The 12,865-nt window shown below is 43.7% G+C and carries 13 protein-coding genes; 2 read left to right on the forward strand and 11 right to left on the reverse strand.

The features are described 5' to 3' along the window. Positions 1–200: 200 nt before the first annotated feature. The 7 genes from DW904_RS09350 to DW904_RS25385 form a co-directional block, all read right to left on the reverse strand. Positions 201–1,190, reverse strand: a complete 990-nt coding sequence (locus DW904_RS09350) for a rod shape-determining protein (RefSeq protein ID WP_118579698.1) — start codon at positions 1,188–1,190, stop codon at positions 201–203. A gap of 210 nt (positions 1,191–1,400) precedes the next feature. Beyond that, positions 1,401–4,238 (reverse strand): excinuclease ABC subunit UvrA, encoded by a 2,838-nt coding sequence (uvrA, locus tag DW904_RS09355; RefSeq protein ID WP_118579701.1) that lies wholly within the window; start codon positions 4,236–4,238, stop codon positions 1,401–1,403. Between the two features lie 159 nt (positions 4,239–4,397). Further along, positions 4,398–5,534: a radical SAM family heme chaperone HemW gene (hemW, locus tag DW904_RS09360; RefSeq protein WP_118579704.1), complete on the reverse strand. Its 1,137-nt coding sequence runs from the start codon at positions 5,532–5,534 to the stop codon at positions 4,398–4,400. A gap of 56 nt (positions 5,535–5,590) precedes the next feature. Beyond that, the gene (locus tag DW904_RS09365) at positions 5,591–6,022 is read right to left on the reverse strand and encodes a hypothetical protein (protein WP_118579707.1); all 432 of its coding nucleotides are present in this window, start codon (positions 6,020–6,022) and stop codon (positions 5,591–5,593) included. A gap of 101 nt (positions 6,023–6,123) precedes the next feature. After that, entirely contained in the window at positions 6,124–7,932 is a 1,809-nt protein-coding gene (gene lepA / locus DW904_RS09370; RefSeq protein WP_330386328.1) for a translation elongation factor 4, read from the reverse strand. A gap of 147 nt (positions 7,933–8,079) precedes the next feature. After that, positions 8,080–9,327, reverse strand: a complete 1,248-nt coding sequence (locus tag DW904_RS09375) for a stage II sporulation protein P (protein ID WP_243110359.1) — start codon at positions 9,325–9,327, stop codon at positions 8,080–8,082. A 116-nt stretch (positions 9,328–9,443) separates the two neighbouring features. Beyond that, the gene (locus DW904_RS25385) at positions 9,444–9,518 is read right to left on the reverse strand and encodes a DUF6783 domain-containing protein (protein WP_347562093.1); all 75 of its coding nucleotides are present in this window, start codon (positions 9,516–9,518) and stop codon (positions 9,444–9,446) included. Here DW904_RS25385 and DW904_RS25390 point away from each other — a divergent pair. Beyond that, the gene (locus DW904_RS25390; protein WP_347562094.1) at positions 9,492–9,659 is read left to right on the forward strand and encodes a DUF6783 domain-containing protein; all 168 of its coding nucleotides are present in this window, start codon (positions 9,492–9,494) and stop codon (positions 9,657–9,659) included. The genes DW904_RS25385 and DW904_RS25390 overlap by 27 nt on opposite strands. On the opposite strand, the gene gpr is transcribed toward DW904_RS25390, so the two are convergent. Then, positions 9,613–10,524 carry a GPR endopeptidase gene (gpr, locus tag DW904_RS09385; RefSeq protein ID WP_118579888.1) on the reverse strand — a complete coding sequence of 304 codons (912 nt, stop codon included), beginning with the start codon at positions 10,522–10,524 and terminating at the stop codon, positions 9,613–9,615. The genes DW904_RS25390 and gpr overlap by 47 nt on opposite strands. Before the next feature lie 296 nt (positions 10,525–10,820). Here gpr and rpsT point away from each other — a divergent pair, with 296 nt between their 5' ends. Continuing rightward, positions 10,821–11,084: a 30S ribosomal protein S20 gene (gene rpsT / locus DW904_RS09390; RefSeq protein WP_330382769.1), complete on the forward strand. Its 264-nt coding sequence runs from the start codon at positions 10,821–10,823 to the stop codon at positions 11,082–11,084. A 143-nt stretch (positions 11,085–11,227) separates the two neighbouring features. Here the strand turns inward: rpsT and holA (DW904_RS25395) are convergent, their stop codons facing one another. From holA (DW904_RS25395) to DW904_RS09400, 3 genes are all read right to left on the reverse strand, one after another. Then, the gene (holA, locus tag DW904_RS25395) at positions 11,228–11,695 is read right to left on the reverse strand and encodes a DNA polymerase III subunit delta (RefSeq protein ID WP_347562085.1); all 468 of its coding nucleotides are present in this window, start codon (positions 11,693–11,695) and stop codon (positions 11,228–11,230) included. Continuing rightward, positions 11,677–12,213, reverse strand: coding sequence for a DNA polymerase III subunit delta (gene holA, locus DW904_RS25400; RefSeq protein WP_347562087.1), 537 nt, complete (start codon positions 12,211–12,213; stop codon positions 11,677–11,679). The genes holA (DW904_RS25395) and holA (DW904_RS25400) overlap by 19 nt, the downstream gene beginning before the upstream one ends. Positions 12,214–12,382: 169 nt before the next feature. Beyond that, entirely contained in the window at positions 12,383–12,850 is a 468-nt protein-coding gene (locus tag DW904_RS09400; protein WP_147422308.1) for a hypothetical protein, read from the reverse strand. Positions 12,851–12,865 lie beyond the last annotated feature (15 nt).

The following is a 12,865-nucleotide window of genomic DNA, read 5'->3' on the forward strand; positions in this document are numbered from 1 at the left end:
AGCACTAACCAAAGGGCACTGCTAGAATGTGTTTGAAAAAGTATTCCCGCAATCTGCACGCCCCACTTTGCAGAAAGCCTTTTTCAAACACGCTCTAGAACGCAGTACCCTTTTCATTATAGTTTACATAATATTTTATCTTTTGCAAAACAGAATAGCCAAATTATATGTTACTGTTTACGCTTTTCAAAGCAATCAGATTATTCTTCCATCCTGGTAATTACTTCCGCATATTTACCGGTTCCCACCACAACCGCAGACATAGCATCCTGCACAGTAAGAGTGCTTACGCCGGTCTTCTGCTCAATGAGGGTGTCCATTCCATGGAGCAATGCTCCGCCACCTGTGAGAACAATTCCTCTGTCTACAATATCTGCAGCCAGTTCCGGCGGAGTTTTCTCAAGCACTCCGTGCACAGTCTCCACAATCTGATTGGTAGCATCCCTCAATGCAATACGGATTTCTTCTGAAGTCAGAGTTACAACCTTGGGAAGTCCGGTGATCACATTTCTGCCTTTTACCTCCAGCATCCGCGGAGATGCTTCCTGGCAGGCAGTTCCGATTTTTATTTTTATGTTCTCAGCGGCCTCTTCCCCAATAAAAAGGCTGTGATTTTTTCTCACATAGCTCATGATTGCCTGGTCGAAATTATCTCCGGCAACCTTTACGGAAGCAGACACAACAGAGCCAGCCATGGAAATCACGGCAACATCAGTGGTTCCGCCTCCTATATCCACAATCAGATTACCAAAAGGCTTCGTCACATCTACTCCGGCACCAATTGCAGCTGCAATCGGCTCTTCCACAAGAAACACTTCCCTTGCTCCGGCCTGATAAGTAGCTTCCTCTACTGCCTTTCTTTCAATCTCTGTGGTTCCGCTGGGGATACAGATACTGATTCTAGGCTTTCGAAAGGCATGGCGACCCATTGCCTTGGAAATGAAATATTTCAGCATCTTCTCCATAACCGTATAATCTACGATCACTCCCTGGCGGATTGGCCGGATTACTTCCATATTTGATGAAACATGTCCGGTCATCTGTCTGGCTTCCTCACCGATTGCTTTTATTTTCTCTGAGTTCTTATCATAAACCACTATAGACGGCTCACTGACTACCAGCCCCCGTCCAGTGGAATATACCTGACTGTTTCTGGTTCCCAGGTCAATTCCAATATCACTGGCAGGCATTAAATTCCCCTTTCTCTCAAAACACTTTGTCACACTTTCTCTGCAAGAATTGTGCCGTAAATGATTACCATTCACATTCCGAACTGTAATCATAAACACCACATTCTGCAGATGTGACTTTATAAGTGTCTCATAGATTTTTCATAATTAATAGTCTTCGTACCATTATAAACAAAAATGCTTCAATTGGAAAGAGGTTTATTATCAGAATCACTTCAAATATTTCGCAACATAACGTCCTGTATAAGAAGCTGGATTCTTCGCCACTTCTTCAGGTGTTCCCTTGGCAACAACTGTTCCCCCGCCATCTCCGCCTTCCGGTCCGATATCAATTATATAATCAGCGGTCTTGATCACGTCCAGATTGTGTTCAATTACAACAACCGTATTTCCACCATCCGAAAGTCGACGCAAAATCTCCACCAGTTTCTGAACATCTGCAAAATGCAATCCGGTGGTAGGCTCATCCAGAATATAAATAGTCTTACCTGTACTGCGCTTACTCAGCTCTGCAGCCAGCTTAATACGCTGTGCTTCTCCGCCGGAAAGAGTGGTGGAAGGCTGTCCGAGACGAATATAAGAAAGACCGACATCATATAAGGTCTCTATCTTCCTTCTGATGGATGGAACGTTCTCAAAGAACGTCATTGCCTCCTCAACTGTCATATTCAGTACATCGTAGATGCTCTTATCCTTATACTTCACTTCCAGAGTTTCCCGATTATAGCGCTTACCCTTGCAAACTTCACAAGGGACATAAACATCTGGCAGGAAGTGCATTTCAATTTTAATAATACCATCACCACTGCAGGCTTCACAGCGTCCGCCTTTTACATTAAAGCTGAAGCGCCCTTTCTTATACCCCTTTGCCTTGGCATCTGCTGTAGCAGCAAAAAGATCTCTGATCTGGTCAAATACGCCTGTATAAGTAGCAGGATTAGATCTTGGTGTACGGCCAATTGGAGACTGGTCAATGGCAATTACCTTATCCAACTGGTCTATTCCAATAATATCATCATGCTTTCCCGGGATCACGCGGGCCCTGTTCAGATCCCTTGCAAGATGTTTATAAAGGATTTCATTGATCAGAGAACTCTTTCCTGACCCGGAAACACCTGTAATGCAGGTCATAATTCCAAGAGGAATATCCACGTCTATATGTTTGAGATTATTCTCTGCCGCCCCCTTAATAGTCAGATAACCGGTAGGTTCCTTTCGTACTTCCGGAACCGGGATTTTCAGTTTTCCGCTGAGATATGCTCCTGTAATGGACTTCGGATTCTGCATAAGTTCCTCAGCAGTGCCCATTCCAACAAGCTGTCCACCATGTTCTCCTGCGCCGGGTCCGATATCTACAATACAGTCCGCTGCGCGCATGGTATCCTCATCATGTTCAACCACTATAAGACTGTTTCCCAGGTCTCTTAAGTGCATCAAAGCACCAAGAAGTTTATCATTATCCCTCTGATGCAGACCAATACTTGGCTCATCCAGAATATAGGCAACCCCGACAAGGCCGGAACCGATCTGGGTAGCAAGACGGATTCTCTGTGCCTCTCCGCCAGACAGAGTACCAGTGGCACGTGCCAGGGAAAGGTACTCCAGACCTACATCTGCCAGGAACCCCACTCTGGCTCTGATCTCCTTTAGTATCTGCTTTCCAATAAGCTGCTGCTGCGGAGACAGCTGCATTTCTGCCAGAAATCTCTTCAGCTTATCAATGGACATATTGGTAATTTCATAAATATTCTTATCCGCTACCGTGACCGCAAGTGACTCCTTCTTCAGTCGCTGTCCCCTACATGCTTTACACGGAGTGATCTGCATAAAGCTCTCGTATTCCTGTTTCATAGATTCAGAGCCAGTCTCTTTATAGCGCTGTTCCACATTCCTTATAAGGCCTGGAAAAGCCACATCATAAACACCCTCTCCGCGCTGTCCCTTATAATAAACCTTCACAGAATGTCCGCCTGTACCATACAGAATAATATCCTGTATCTTCTTGGGATAATCTTTAAAAGGTGTATCCAGATCAAAACCGTATTCCCTGCAAAGGGCATTCAGAATAGCATTGGTAAAACTGCTCTTATCTGTGCAAGACTGCCAGCCCATTACTACAATAGCCCCTTCAGAAATGCTGAGAGACTTATCCGGGATCATAAGATCCGGGTCAAATTCCATCTTATAACCAAGGCCAAGGCACTCCGGGCAGGCCCCAAATGGGTTATTAAACGAAAAACTTCTTGGCTCGATCTCATCAATACTGACTCCACAATCCGGACAGGAAAAGCTCTGGCTGAAATTCATATAATTTCCGTCCATGGTATCCACCACAGCCAATCCGTCAGCCAGATTCAATACTGTCTCAAGAGAATCTGTAAGTCTTTTCTCAATTCCAGGCTTCACGATCAGACGGTCTACAATAATGGCAATCGTGTGTTTAATATTCTTATCCAGGGTAATCTCCTCTGAAAGTTCATACACATTTCCATCGATTTCCGCACGTACATAACCGCTGCGTCTGGCCTGATCCAGTAATTTCGCATGGGTACCCTTGCGTCCTCGTACTACCGGTGCAAGAAGCTGGATCCTGGTGCGCTCCGGCAATTCCATAATCTGATCCACCATCTGGTCTACTGTCTGCTTGGCGATCACCTTGCCGCATTTCGGACAATGTGGAATACCAACACGGGCGTATAAAAGACGGAAATAATCATAAATTTCTGTCACCGTTCCTACTGTGGATCTGGGATTGCGGTTAGTAGACTTCTGGTCAATAGAAATAGCCGGTGGAAGTCCCTCTATGCTCTCCACATCTGGCTTTTCCATCTGGCCAAGGAACTGTCTGGCATAGGAAGACAGAGATTCCATATATCTTCTCTGCCCTTCTGCATAGATCGTATCAAATGCCAGTGAAGACTTTCCTGATCCGCTTAAGCCGGTAAGAACTACAAACTTATCTCTTGGAATATCCACACTGAGATTCTTCAGGTTATTCTCATTGGCTCCTCTGATTCTGATAAACTGTTTCTTATTCTCTGCTGCCATCTGTTCCTCCATTTCTTAACCGGAAAGCACCGGCTGTAACTCCCTGTATCCTGATCTGATCCGGAATCCTCCGGCTCAGATATTTCTTAATGTGTTCTTCAAGAATATCACAAGAACATTTGTTCGTCAACCATTTCTAAATTCTTTTTCCACCAAAACTTACAGCAAAAACTCTGCCATCACTGCATTACTCACATGAACGCCTTCTCTTGATAAAAATATCCTGCCGCTTTCTTCCAACAGCAGTCCCTGTTTCTTATATTTTTTCAGAACTTCTCCATATATATTCTCTATTGCAGTGCCAAAATACTCCTGAAATTCCTTTTTGGACACGCCCTGTGTCATACGAAGTCCAAGAAACATAAACTCTGCCATCTCATCTTCTCTTGTAAGAAGTTCCCAGTTTTTTTGAATTTTTTCTGGTGCACTGCTGTTTTTCAGATATTCCTGCATATCGGAAGTATTGGAAAAACGTTCCTTTCCCAATAAGGAAGCCGCTCCAAGCCCAAGCCCCAGATAATCCTTTCTCTGCCAGTATCCTTCATTATGTCTGCATTCACACCCTGCTTTTGCATAGTTGGAAATCTCATACTGATGATAGCCATACTCTTTCAGAACTACAGCAACATCTTCATACATGCGGTACTCCGTATCTTCATCAGGCAAATCCAGCTTTTTTCTGGAAAAAGGGGTGCCCTCTTCAATAATAAGACTGTATGCCGAAATGTGCTCCGGGCCAAGTGCCGCCACCATCCGAAGGTTCTCTATCCAACCTTCATAACACTGTCCCGGAATGGCAAACATCAGATCCACATTTATATTGGAAAAGCCAGCCTCTCTTGCCATCTGAAAGCTTTCCAGAAACTGTGCATAATTATGAATTCTTCCAAGCATAGCCAGTTCCTTATTGTTTGGCGACTGTAAGCCAATGCTGATCCGGTTAATTCCGTATTTTCTGTAAATAGAAAGTTTCTCAGGCGTCAATGTTCCAGGATTTACTTCAATCGTTACCTCCGCATCCGCCGAAAACAAAAAATAATCTCTCAGCCCCTGTAAAAGCTTTTCCATTACATCACATTCCGGCACAGAAGGTGTTCCCCCGCCAATGAAAACTGTATCTACCGGACGTTTTTTCAGATTCTTTGAAACCGTCTCCATTTCCCGTAAAAGTGCATAAATATAAGCTTCCTGCCCGGCCCTGGTAGAGGGGCCTGACAGGAAGTCACAATAATCACATTTCTTTATGCAAAACGGGATGTGAAGGTACAATTCCAAACCATTCTTCTTTGTTCCCATTCTGATTTTCTCCACATTGTTTATTTTCTTCTGTTTACAATGCTGTTTCTGTAAAATTAATCTTCACTACCGGTCTCAGTTTCTTCATCTGTTGAATTTCCAGTAGCATCACTGCCGCTGTCAGACGAATCTGCAGCAGTCTGCTCTTCTGAAGAGCCGCTCTTACTGCTGCCTGCAGCCTTTCCCTCTTCTTTCTGAACCAGATACTCATTCACCATAGTCACGCTTCCGCTTTGCGCTACCGCATCTTTATTTACCTGGCGAGGTACCGGCGTAGGTGTTGCTGTAGGGATCGGCGTGATCTTCATTACGCCCTGCGACTCTGCGTCTGGTGCTTTCACCGTTTTCTTCCCACATGCACAGCTGCCTGCAAAAATTACGATTACCAGCAGGATCACTGTCAAAATCCCGCCCTTGATCCACTGTTCCCTGTCTTTTTTATAACTTCTCTTTATTCTTCTTGTCAGAATACGTATCTTAGCTTTCATCGGATACCTCCGCGTCTGATGCCAGCTGGCATATATCTTATGTCAATCAGTCACACTCAGACACCTTTATTTGTTGCTTTTCACCACAGGATTGACAACAATTAATTTTCATCCAGTTTCAGTACGCTCATAAATGCTTTCTGCGGAATCTCTACGTTTCCAACCTGGCGCATTCTCTTCTTACCTTCCTTCTGTTTTTCCAGAAGTTTCTTCTTACGAGAAATATCACCGCCGTAGCACTTGGCAAGAACATCTTTACGCATAGCCTTAACCGTCTCTCTGGCAATGATTTTGCTTCCGATTGCGGCCTGGATTGGAATTTCAAAGAGCTGACGCGGAATCTCATCTTTCAGCTTCTCGCACATCTTGCGGCCTCTTTCATAAGAAGTATCTGCATGCACAATAAAAGAAAGGGCATCCACTTCTTCTTTATTTACCAGAATATCCAGTTTCACAAGCTCACTTCTCTCATAACCACAAAGTTCGTAATCCAGAGACGCATATCCTCTGGAACGAGATTTCAGGGCATCAAAGAAATCGTAAATAATCTCATTCAATGGAAGCTTATATTTCAGAAGAGCTCGTGTCTCTTCCATATATTCCATGCCAAGATACTGACCACGGCGCTCCTGGCAAAGATCCATAATGGCACCGATAAATTCTGTAGTTACCATAATCTCAGCATTCACGATTGGCTCTTCCATATATTCGATCTCAGATGGATCTGGAAGATTGGTCGGATTTGTCAGATCAATCACTTCGCCGTTTGTCTTGTGTACTTTGTAAATAACGCTTGGAGCTGTAGTAACAAGATCCAGGTCATATTCACGCTCCAGACGTTCCTGAATGATTTCCAGATGAAGCAATCCAAGAAATCCGCAGCGGAAACCAAATCCAAGAGCAACAGATGTCTCCGGCTCATAGAATAAAGAGGCGTCATTTAACTGCAGTTTCTCCAAAGCATCACGAAGATCCCCATATTTCGCTCCGTCAGCCGGATAAAGGCCGCAGTAAACCATTGGATTTACCTTCTTGTATCCAGGCAAAGCCTCCTCGCAAGGGCGGCTATTGTCTGTAATAGTATCACCAACACGAGTGTCTCTTACGTTCTTAATGCTGGCGGTAATATAACCTACCATTCCAGCTGTCAGTTCCTCACATGGAATAAACTGCCCAGCTCCAAAATACCCAACTTCCACAACTTCTGCCACAAATCCAGTGGCCATCATACGGATGGTTGTGCCTTTGCGGACTTTTCCATCTACCATTCGGCAGAAAACAATGGCACCCTTATAAGAATCATAAATGGAGTCAAAAATAAGCGCCTTCAGCGGTGCATCCGGATTTCCTGCAGGTGCCGGGATCTTAGCCACTACCTGCTCCAGAACCTGATCTACATTCAGACCTGTTTTTGCAGAAATCTGCGGTGCGTCCTGGGCTTCAAGTCCAATCACATCCTCAATTTCATTGATAACACGCTCTGGCTCTGCACTTGGAAGATCAACCTTATTGATTACTGGAATAACCTCAAGATCATGATCCAGTGCCATATAAACATTTGCCAGCGTCTGCGCTTCAATTCCCTGTGCAGCGTCAACTACAAGGATGGCACCGTCGCAGGCTGCAAGGCTTCGTGAAACTTCATAGTTAAAATCCACATGTCCAGGTGTATCGATCAGATTGAAAATATACTCTTCTCCATCTTTTCCATGATATACCGTGCGGACAGCCTGGGATTTGATGGTAATTCCACGTTCTCTCTCCAGTTCCATATTATCCAGAACCTGGGCCTGCATTTCCCTCTCAGTCAAAAGTCCTGTCATCTCTATAATTCTGTCGGCCAGTGTAGATTTACCGTGGTCAATATGTGCAATAATACAAAAATTTCGAATTTTACTCTGGTCTGTCATTCCAGACATTCCTCCTCTGGTTATGCTTTACTGTTTATTCTATCAAGAGATTATAGCACAGATTAAATCTGTTTGTCACTTCCTTTTATATGGTTCCTGTTCACTCCGTTCACAGTAACGTTCTTGACGGGATAAATTATATTATTTTTATCCTGTTCCGCAGCCCTTTAACACTCTGTTCAAAATGTCTGCAAAGGGTTCCATGGCGTTTTTTACTTCCTGCACCGTATTTGTCTGGGCACCGGCTTCCAGAAGCAGGGCTCTTTTTCGTAAATGAAGATTGTAGCGCAAGCCCGCCAGGTAAATCCCTCTGTAAAAATCAGGATAATACAACGCCGCCTGATATTCCAGCTGAAAAGAAAAAGCAAGATTGTCCTGTATGTAAGGATTTGGCAAATAAGAAACCTTCCCCTGGTCATTCGTGTAGCTAAGGCCATTATAAAAAAGAATCTGCGCAGTATCTTTTCCGTTTATTTCAGTTACCAGCCGTCTGTCTTCATCGATGCCATCTCTGTGCAGATCAATAACCACCTCCACAGACGGATTTTCTTCCAAAACCTTTTCTACGTAATCACAAGCATAATTATAGGCCTTATTCCGATCCAGTTCTCCGCTCATCATATCAAAAGCTTCTTTTATATGGATCACCTGATAACCATATTTTTCTGACAGCAAACTGGTCAGATAATTTCCAACACCCACAATCGTATCTTCCTCTTCTCCTTCCCTGGAATCGGAAAACGTTTCCTGGGAGTGACTGTGATAAATTAGAATCTGCGGCTCCAACGGTCCATGACTCAAGGAAAAATCCTCTGCCAGAAATTCAGCAGCATTTATTTTTACGGCAGATGCATCTGTGTTCTCATCTACAATGTAAAAATTGTTCATTAGATAATCGTAATCCGACAGCTTGTCTCTGGACAGATCCAGAATTGGATGCGGGAGAACGATGTTAGACTGAGGAAGGGTATTTGCAGGCTGAGTTTCTGACTTTAAGTGATTTTCACTATTTTCTATGATTTCTGACATCTCAGAGTTATCTTTATTTTCTATTTTATCTGTATTATTTATTTTTTTACTTTCCTCAGAAACACTGCTGTTTTTTTCCAGATTGGCTTCCTTGGATTTCTTTGCATTTTCCTCTCGCAAATTACGCTCATTCTCTGCAACTTCTTCTAAATATGCTCCATTTCTCTTCCCAATCTCAGCCAGAGTTTCCCCATCCATTTCCATCCAGGTTTCCTGTGCTTTTTCCTCTGTAAAATAATAGAACGGAAACTGCCTGTACACATTATGCACAATTTCCCGCATGGAAAAAGGTCCTGGCAGCATAGCCAGAACCGCAAAAAAACACAGACAAAGAAACACGCAGAAAACCTTCTGGACTTTTGTCACGAAATCACCTCTTTAAGGTTATCCTATGACAGATTTTTCCTCCGTATGTTTCTTTTTTTAGGCTAACTTTCCATATTTTCAGTATTTTTCCACAGCTCACCACCTTTACATCAGCTTCATGCGCCAGAGCGTGTTTGAAAAATCATTCCCGCAATCTGCACACCCTGCTTTGCGGGAGATTTCACCCGAATTCGGTTGCCGTAGCCCGCTACGGTGCCCTCATCTGGGCAAAATCTCCCACAAATTGTGACTCACATCTTGCAGAAAGCCTTTTTCAAACACGCTCTAATAGATCTCTGCAAAAGTCATATTTAATCCTTCTGAAATCGTAAAACTCAGATATTTTATGGTCTCGTCCACATCTTTCGGCGTCACAAACATTCCATGAAGATGTGGGGAAATCATTTCTTCCAAAAATTCTTTCTGTTCGGCCTCGTCCAGTGTCTCAAGCAAATGAGCCATAGAATCATGAACAATAGTCGCCGCATCCACCACCGTAGGCACTCCGATCCCAATCACTTTTACATTCAGATTTTCTTCTGTAAGACCATTTCTGTGGTTTCCCACCCCTGATCCCGGAGTAATTCCTGTATCCGTGATTTGAATGGTCCGATTAAGGCGCCTGGTATTTCTTGCGGCAAGAGCATCCACAGCGATCACTACATCTGGCCGTGTTATTTCCACCACGCCCTCCACGATTTCCGAAGTTTCCATTCCAGTCTGCCCCATTACTCCTGGAACAATTCCGCTGATTGCATGAAGAATCTGCTTTTCTGTACTTTTCAGTCCATACTCGCGGATCAGATGGCGTGTCATATGAAGATTCCCAATTACTTCCGGTCCCAATGAATCCGCCGTAATACCCGGATTTCCAAGCCCAACAATAAGCACGGACTTTTCCTTTTCCAGACCGATCAGCTGGCGTAAATGTCTGGAAAGTTCTTCAGACACTTCCCTGTGATAGTCCTCATCTGGCGCTGAAAGCCCTTCCGATTCAATTGTAATATATGTCCCCTGAGGTCTCCCCATCGCCCTGGCACCATTTTCCGTGGTTATTTTCACCACAGTGGTTCGAATGTCTTTTTCCTCATTATAATCTTCCTGAACCTCCACCCCGCGCACTTCTACATTGTCCTCTGTAAAGCGTTCTCTTGCCTCTACCGCCAAATCGGTTCTGATCTTATAAGTTCCCAGCATATCAGTTCCTCCATACTTTCCCAAATTCTCCCATATCACCGGCTCCGCCCTGCTGTTTTCTATGTGCAAAATGTATTTCTCATTGCAATTCATACCTTTCACAGCCACACCTTTCGATTTTTATATAATCTCCCCACTTTTTTGCAAAAATATGTATGTCAAGCATTTTTGTAAAAATATGTATTGACAATCCAAGGTAATTATTATAAACTATATAAGCATGTTCATAGGAACGCCCGTGTCTGTTCTTATGATGCAAAAAATTAATCATCATTCACGAATTGGAGGTGTACGAATTGGCTAACATCAAATCTGCAAAAAAGAGAATTTTAGTTAACAGAACAAAAGCTGCGAGAAACAAATCTATCCGTTCTGCTGTTAAGACTTCCATCAGAAAAGTTGACGCGGCAGTAGCAAACAACGATAAGGCAGCAGCAGAGGTTGCATTAAAAGAGGCTATCTCTACAATCAGCAAAGCAACTTCCAAAGGTGTTTATCACAAAAACAACTGCGCAAGAAAAGTTTCCCGTTTATCCAAAGCCGTTAACAGCATTGGCTAATAGATATCTGAATTTTTAGTTATAAGCTTATAAGTGAAATTAAGGCAGTCGAACCGTCATCGACTGCCTTTTTCTGTATTTTTTTTGCATTCCTGTTCAGCCCACTGCCTATTTTTGCAAACATCATAGCCTGCACCAAAACGTCATCTTCTGGCTGAACTATACTTCACGATCAGTAATTCCACACTAAGCACATCCTGCAATCTGCCTGTCTTCACAGCTTCCTCTGCATCCACAAAATCCGTCACTGCCTGACGAAGTTCACTGATTCTATAGGATCTTGCACAGACTGCAATATTTTTCACCACAAAAGACGGCACTCCCAGTCTTGATGCCATCACCGGCTGAGGGATTCCTTCTTCTGCATATTCTTTTACCAGAAGCAGCTGGCGAAACTGTTTCGCCAAAAGAAAAAGAATTCTCATCGGGGGCTCCTTCAGCGTGAGAAGATCATAATACAGATCCAGTGCTCTCTTCTGATTTTTCTCCGTTACTGCCCGGACCATATCAAAAATCTTATTCTGGATCTGAGTGGTACAAACCTGCTGAATATCCTCTCCCGTTACCACATCCCGGTCACCGGTATAGGAAATTATCTTTTCCAGTTCCATCCGCAGGTTCCCATGTCCACGCCAGTCATGGTAAGAAGGAGTTCCATATCCCGCTGGGTGATCATCTTGCCTTCTTTTTTCAGAAGCCCGGCAGCCCAGCGCATTAGCGTTTTCTCATCCTGCTGCACAAATTCTCCGATTCTACCTGCTGCCTTTACGGCTTTATACATACGGTTTCTTTTATCCACCTCATTTTCTACAAAAATAAGGCAAAGATAGTCTGGCAGTTCTTTCATATAATCAGCCAGTTCATCACATTTATTCTTAAAAAAGCCGGTATCTTCCAACAAAACCACCCTACGGTCTGCAAAAAAAGGCATGGTCTCACAAAGGTCGATCAGTTCCTTCACATCAATGTTCCGACCCTCATAATGATTAAAATTCATGGTGTCATCTTCTGGATTCAGCGCCTGCACCAGTTTATGTTTATACTGCTGTTTCAGGTAAGCTTCCTCACCATACAGCAAATACGCCTGTTTAAAATTGCCCGTCTTTATATCTTCCTGGATATTCTTCAAAATATACGCTCCTGTCATCTTCTTGTCGGTCAGGACATTCCCCAAAGGTTACTATTCACGATCTGACCAGTAGCCCCCCAGACTCTTTCAGCCAGGGTGATAGAGCTGTACCCGACATTCTACTAAACCATACCACAAATTGTGTCTTTATAAAAGTGCCTTTTTCGCTCTACATACTATTTCCCTTTTCCAAAAATTTCTTAATCCTTATCCCCTCTTTCTCCCAGCAAACTTTCACAGCACCGCTCTCCATAGTAAAACTGGTCTGGCACCCGGTTTCTTCCAGGCGTTTCGTAATTTCCGGTGACGGGTGGCCATAGGTATTGGTAGAAGAGCAGGAAATCACAGCATATTCCGGGCGCACTGTATCAAGAAACTGTTGACAGGTAGAGTAATGGGAGCCATGGTGTCCCACCTTCAAAAAGTCCACATCTTCCAACATTCCCAATTCCAGCAATTTCTTTTCCGTTTCTTCCCCGATATCACCTGTCAAAAGGCCAAGAAACTCCTCATATTTTACTTTAATCACCATACCATCTTCATTTACGTCTGCGCCAGAAGCGCTGACAGCAGGAGCAATTATCTGCAATTGCAATTTACCTGCATTCAGGCAGTCTCCTTCCTTCAGGGTTCTCACTGGAATTCCGGCCGC

Origin of the sequence: Ruminococcus sp. AM42-11, assembly GCF_003480145.1 — a bacterium.
Classification (GTDB): domain Bacteria; phylum Bacillota; class Clostridia; order Lachnospirales; family Lachnospiraceae; genus Blautia_A; species Blautia_A faecis.

What these genes read in the sequence shown, in the direction of transcription:
- DW904_RS09350 (WP_118579698.1), bottom strand. Translation starts at nt 1,190, where the DNA reads ATGCCTGCCAGTGATATTGGAATTGACCTGGGAACCAGAAACAGTCAG.
- uvrA (WP_118579701.1), bottom strand. Translation starts at nt 4,238, where the DNA reads ATGGCAGCAGAGAATAAGAAACAGTTTATCAGAATCAGAGGAGCCAAT.
- hemW (WP_118579704.1), bottom strand. Translation starts at nt 5,534, where the DNA reads ATGGGAACAAAGAAGAATGGTTTGGAATTGTACCTTCACATCCCGTTT.
- DW904_RS09365 (WP_118579707.1), bottom strand. Translation starts at nt 6,022, where the DNA reads ATGAAAGCTAAGATACGTATTCTGACAAGAAGAATAAAGAGAAGTTAT.
- lepA (WP_330386328.1), bottom strand. Translation starts at nt 7,932, where the DNA reads ATGACAGACCAGAGTAAAATTCGAAATTTTTGTATTATTGCACATATT.
- gpr (WP_118579888.1), bottom strand. Translation starts at nt 10,524, where the DNA reads ATGCTGGGAACTTATAAGATCAGAACCGATTTGGCGGTAGAGGCAAGA.
- holA (WP_347562085.1), bottom strand. Translation starts at nt 11,695, where the DNA reads ATGGAACTGGAAAAGATAATTTCCTATACCGGTGACCGGGATGTGGTA.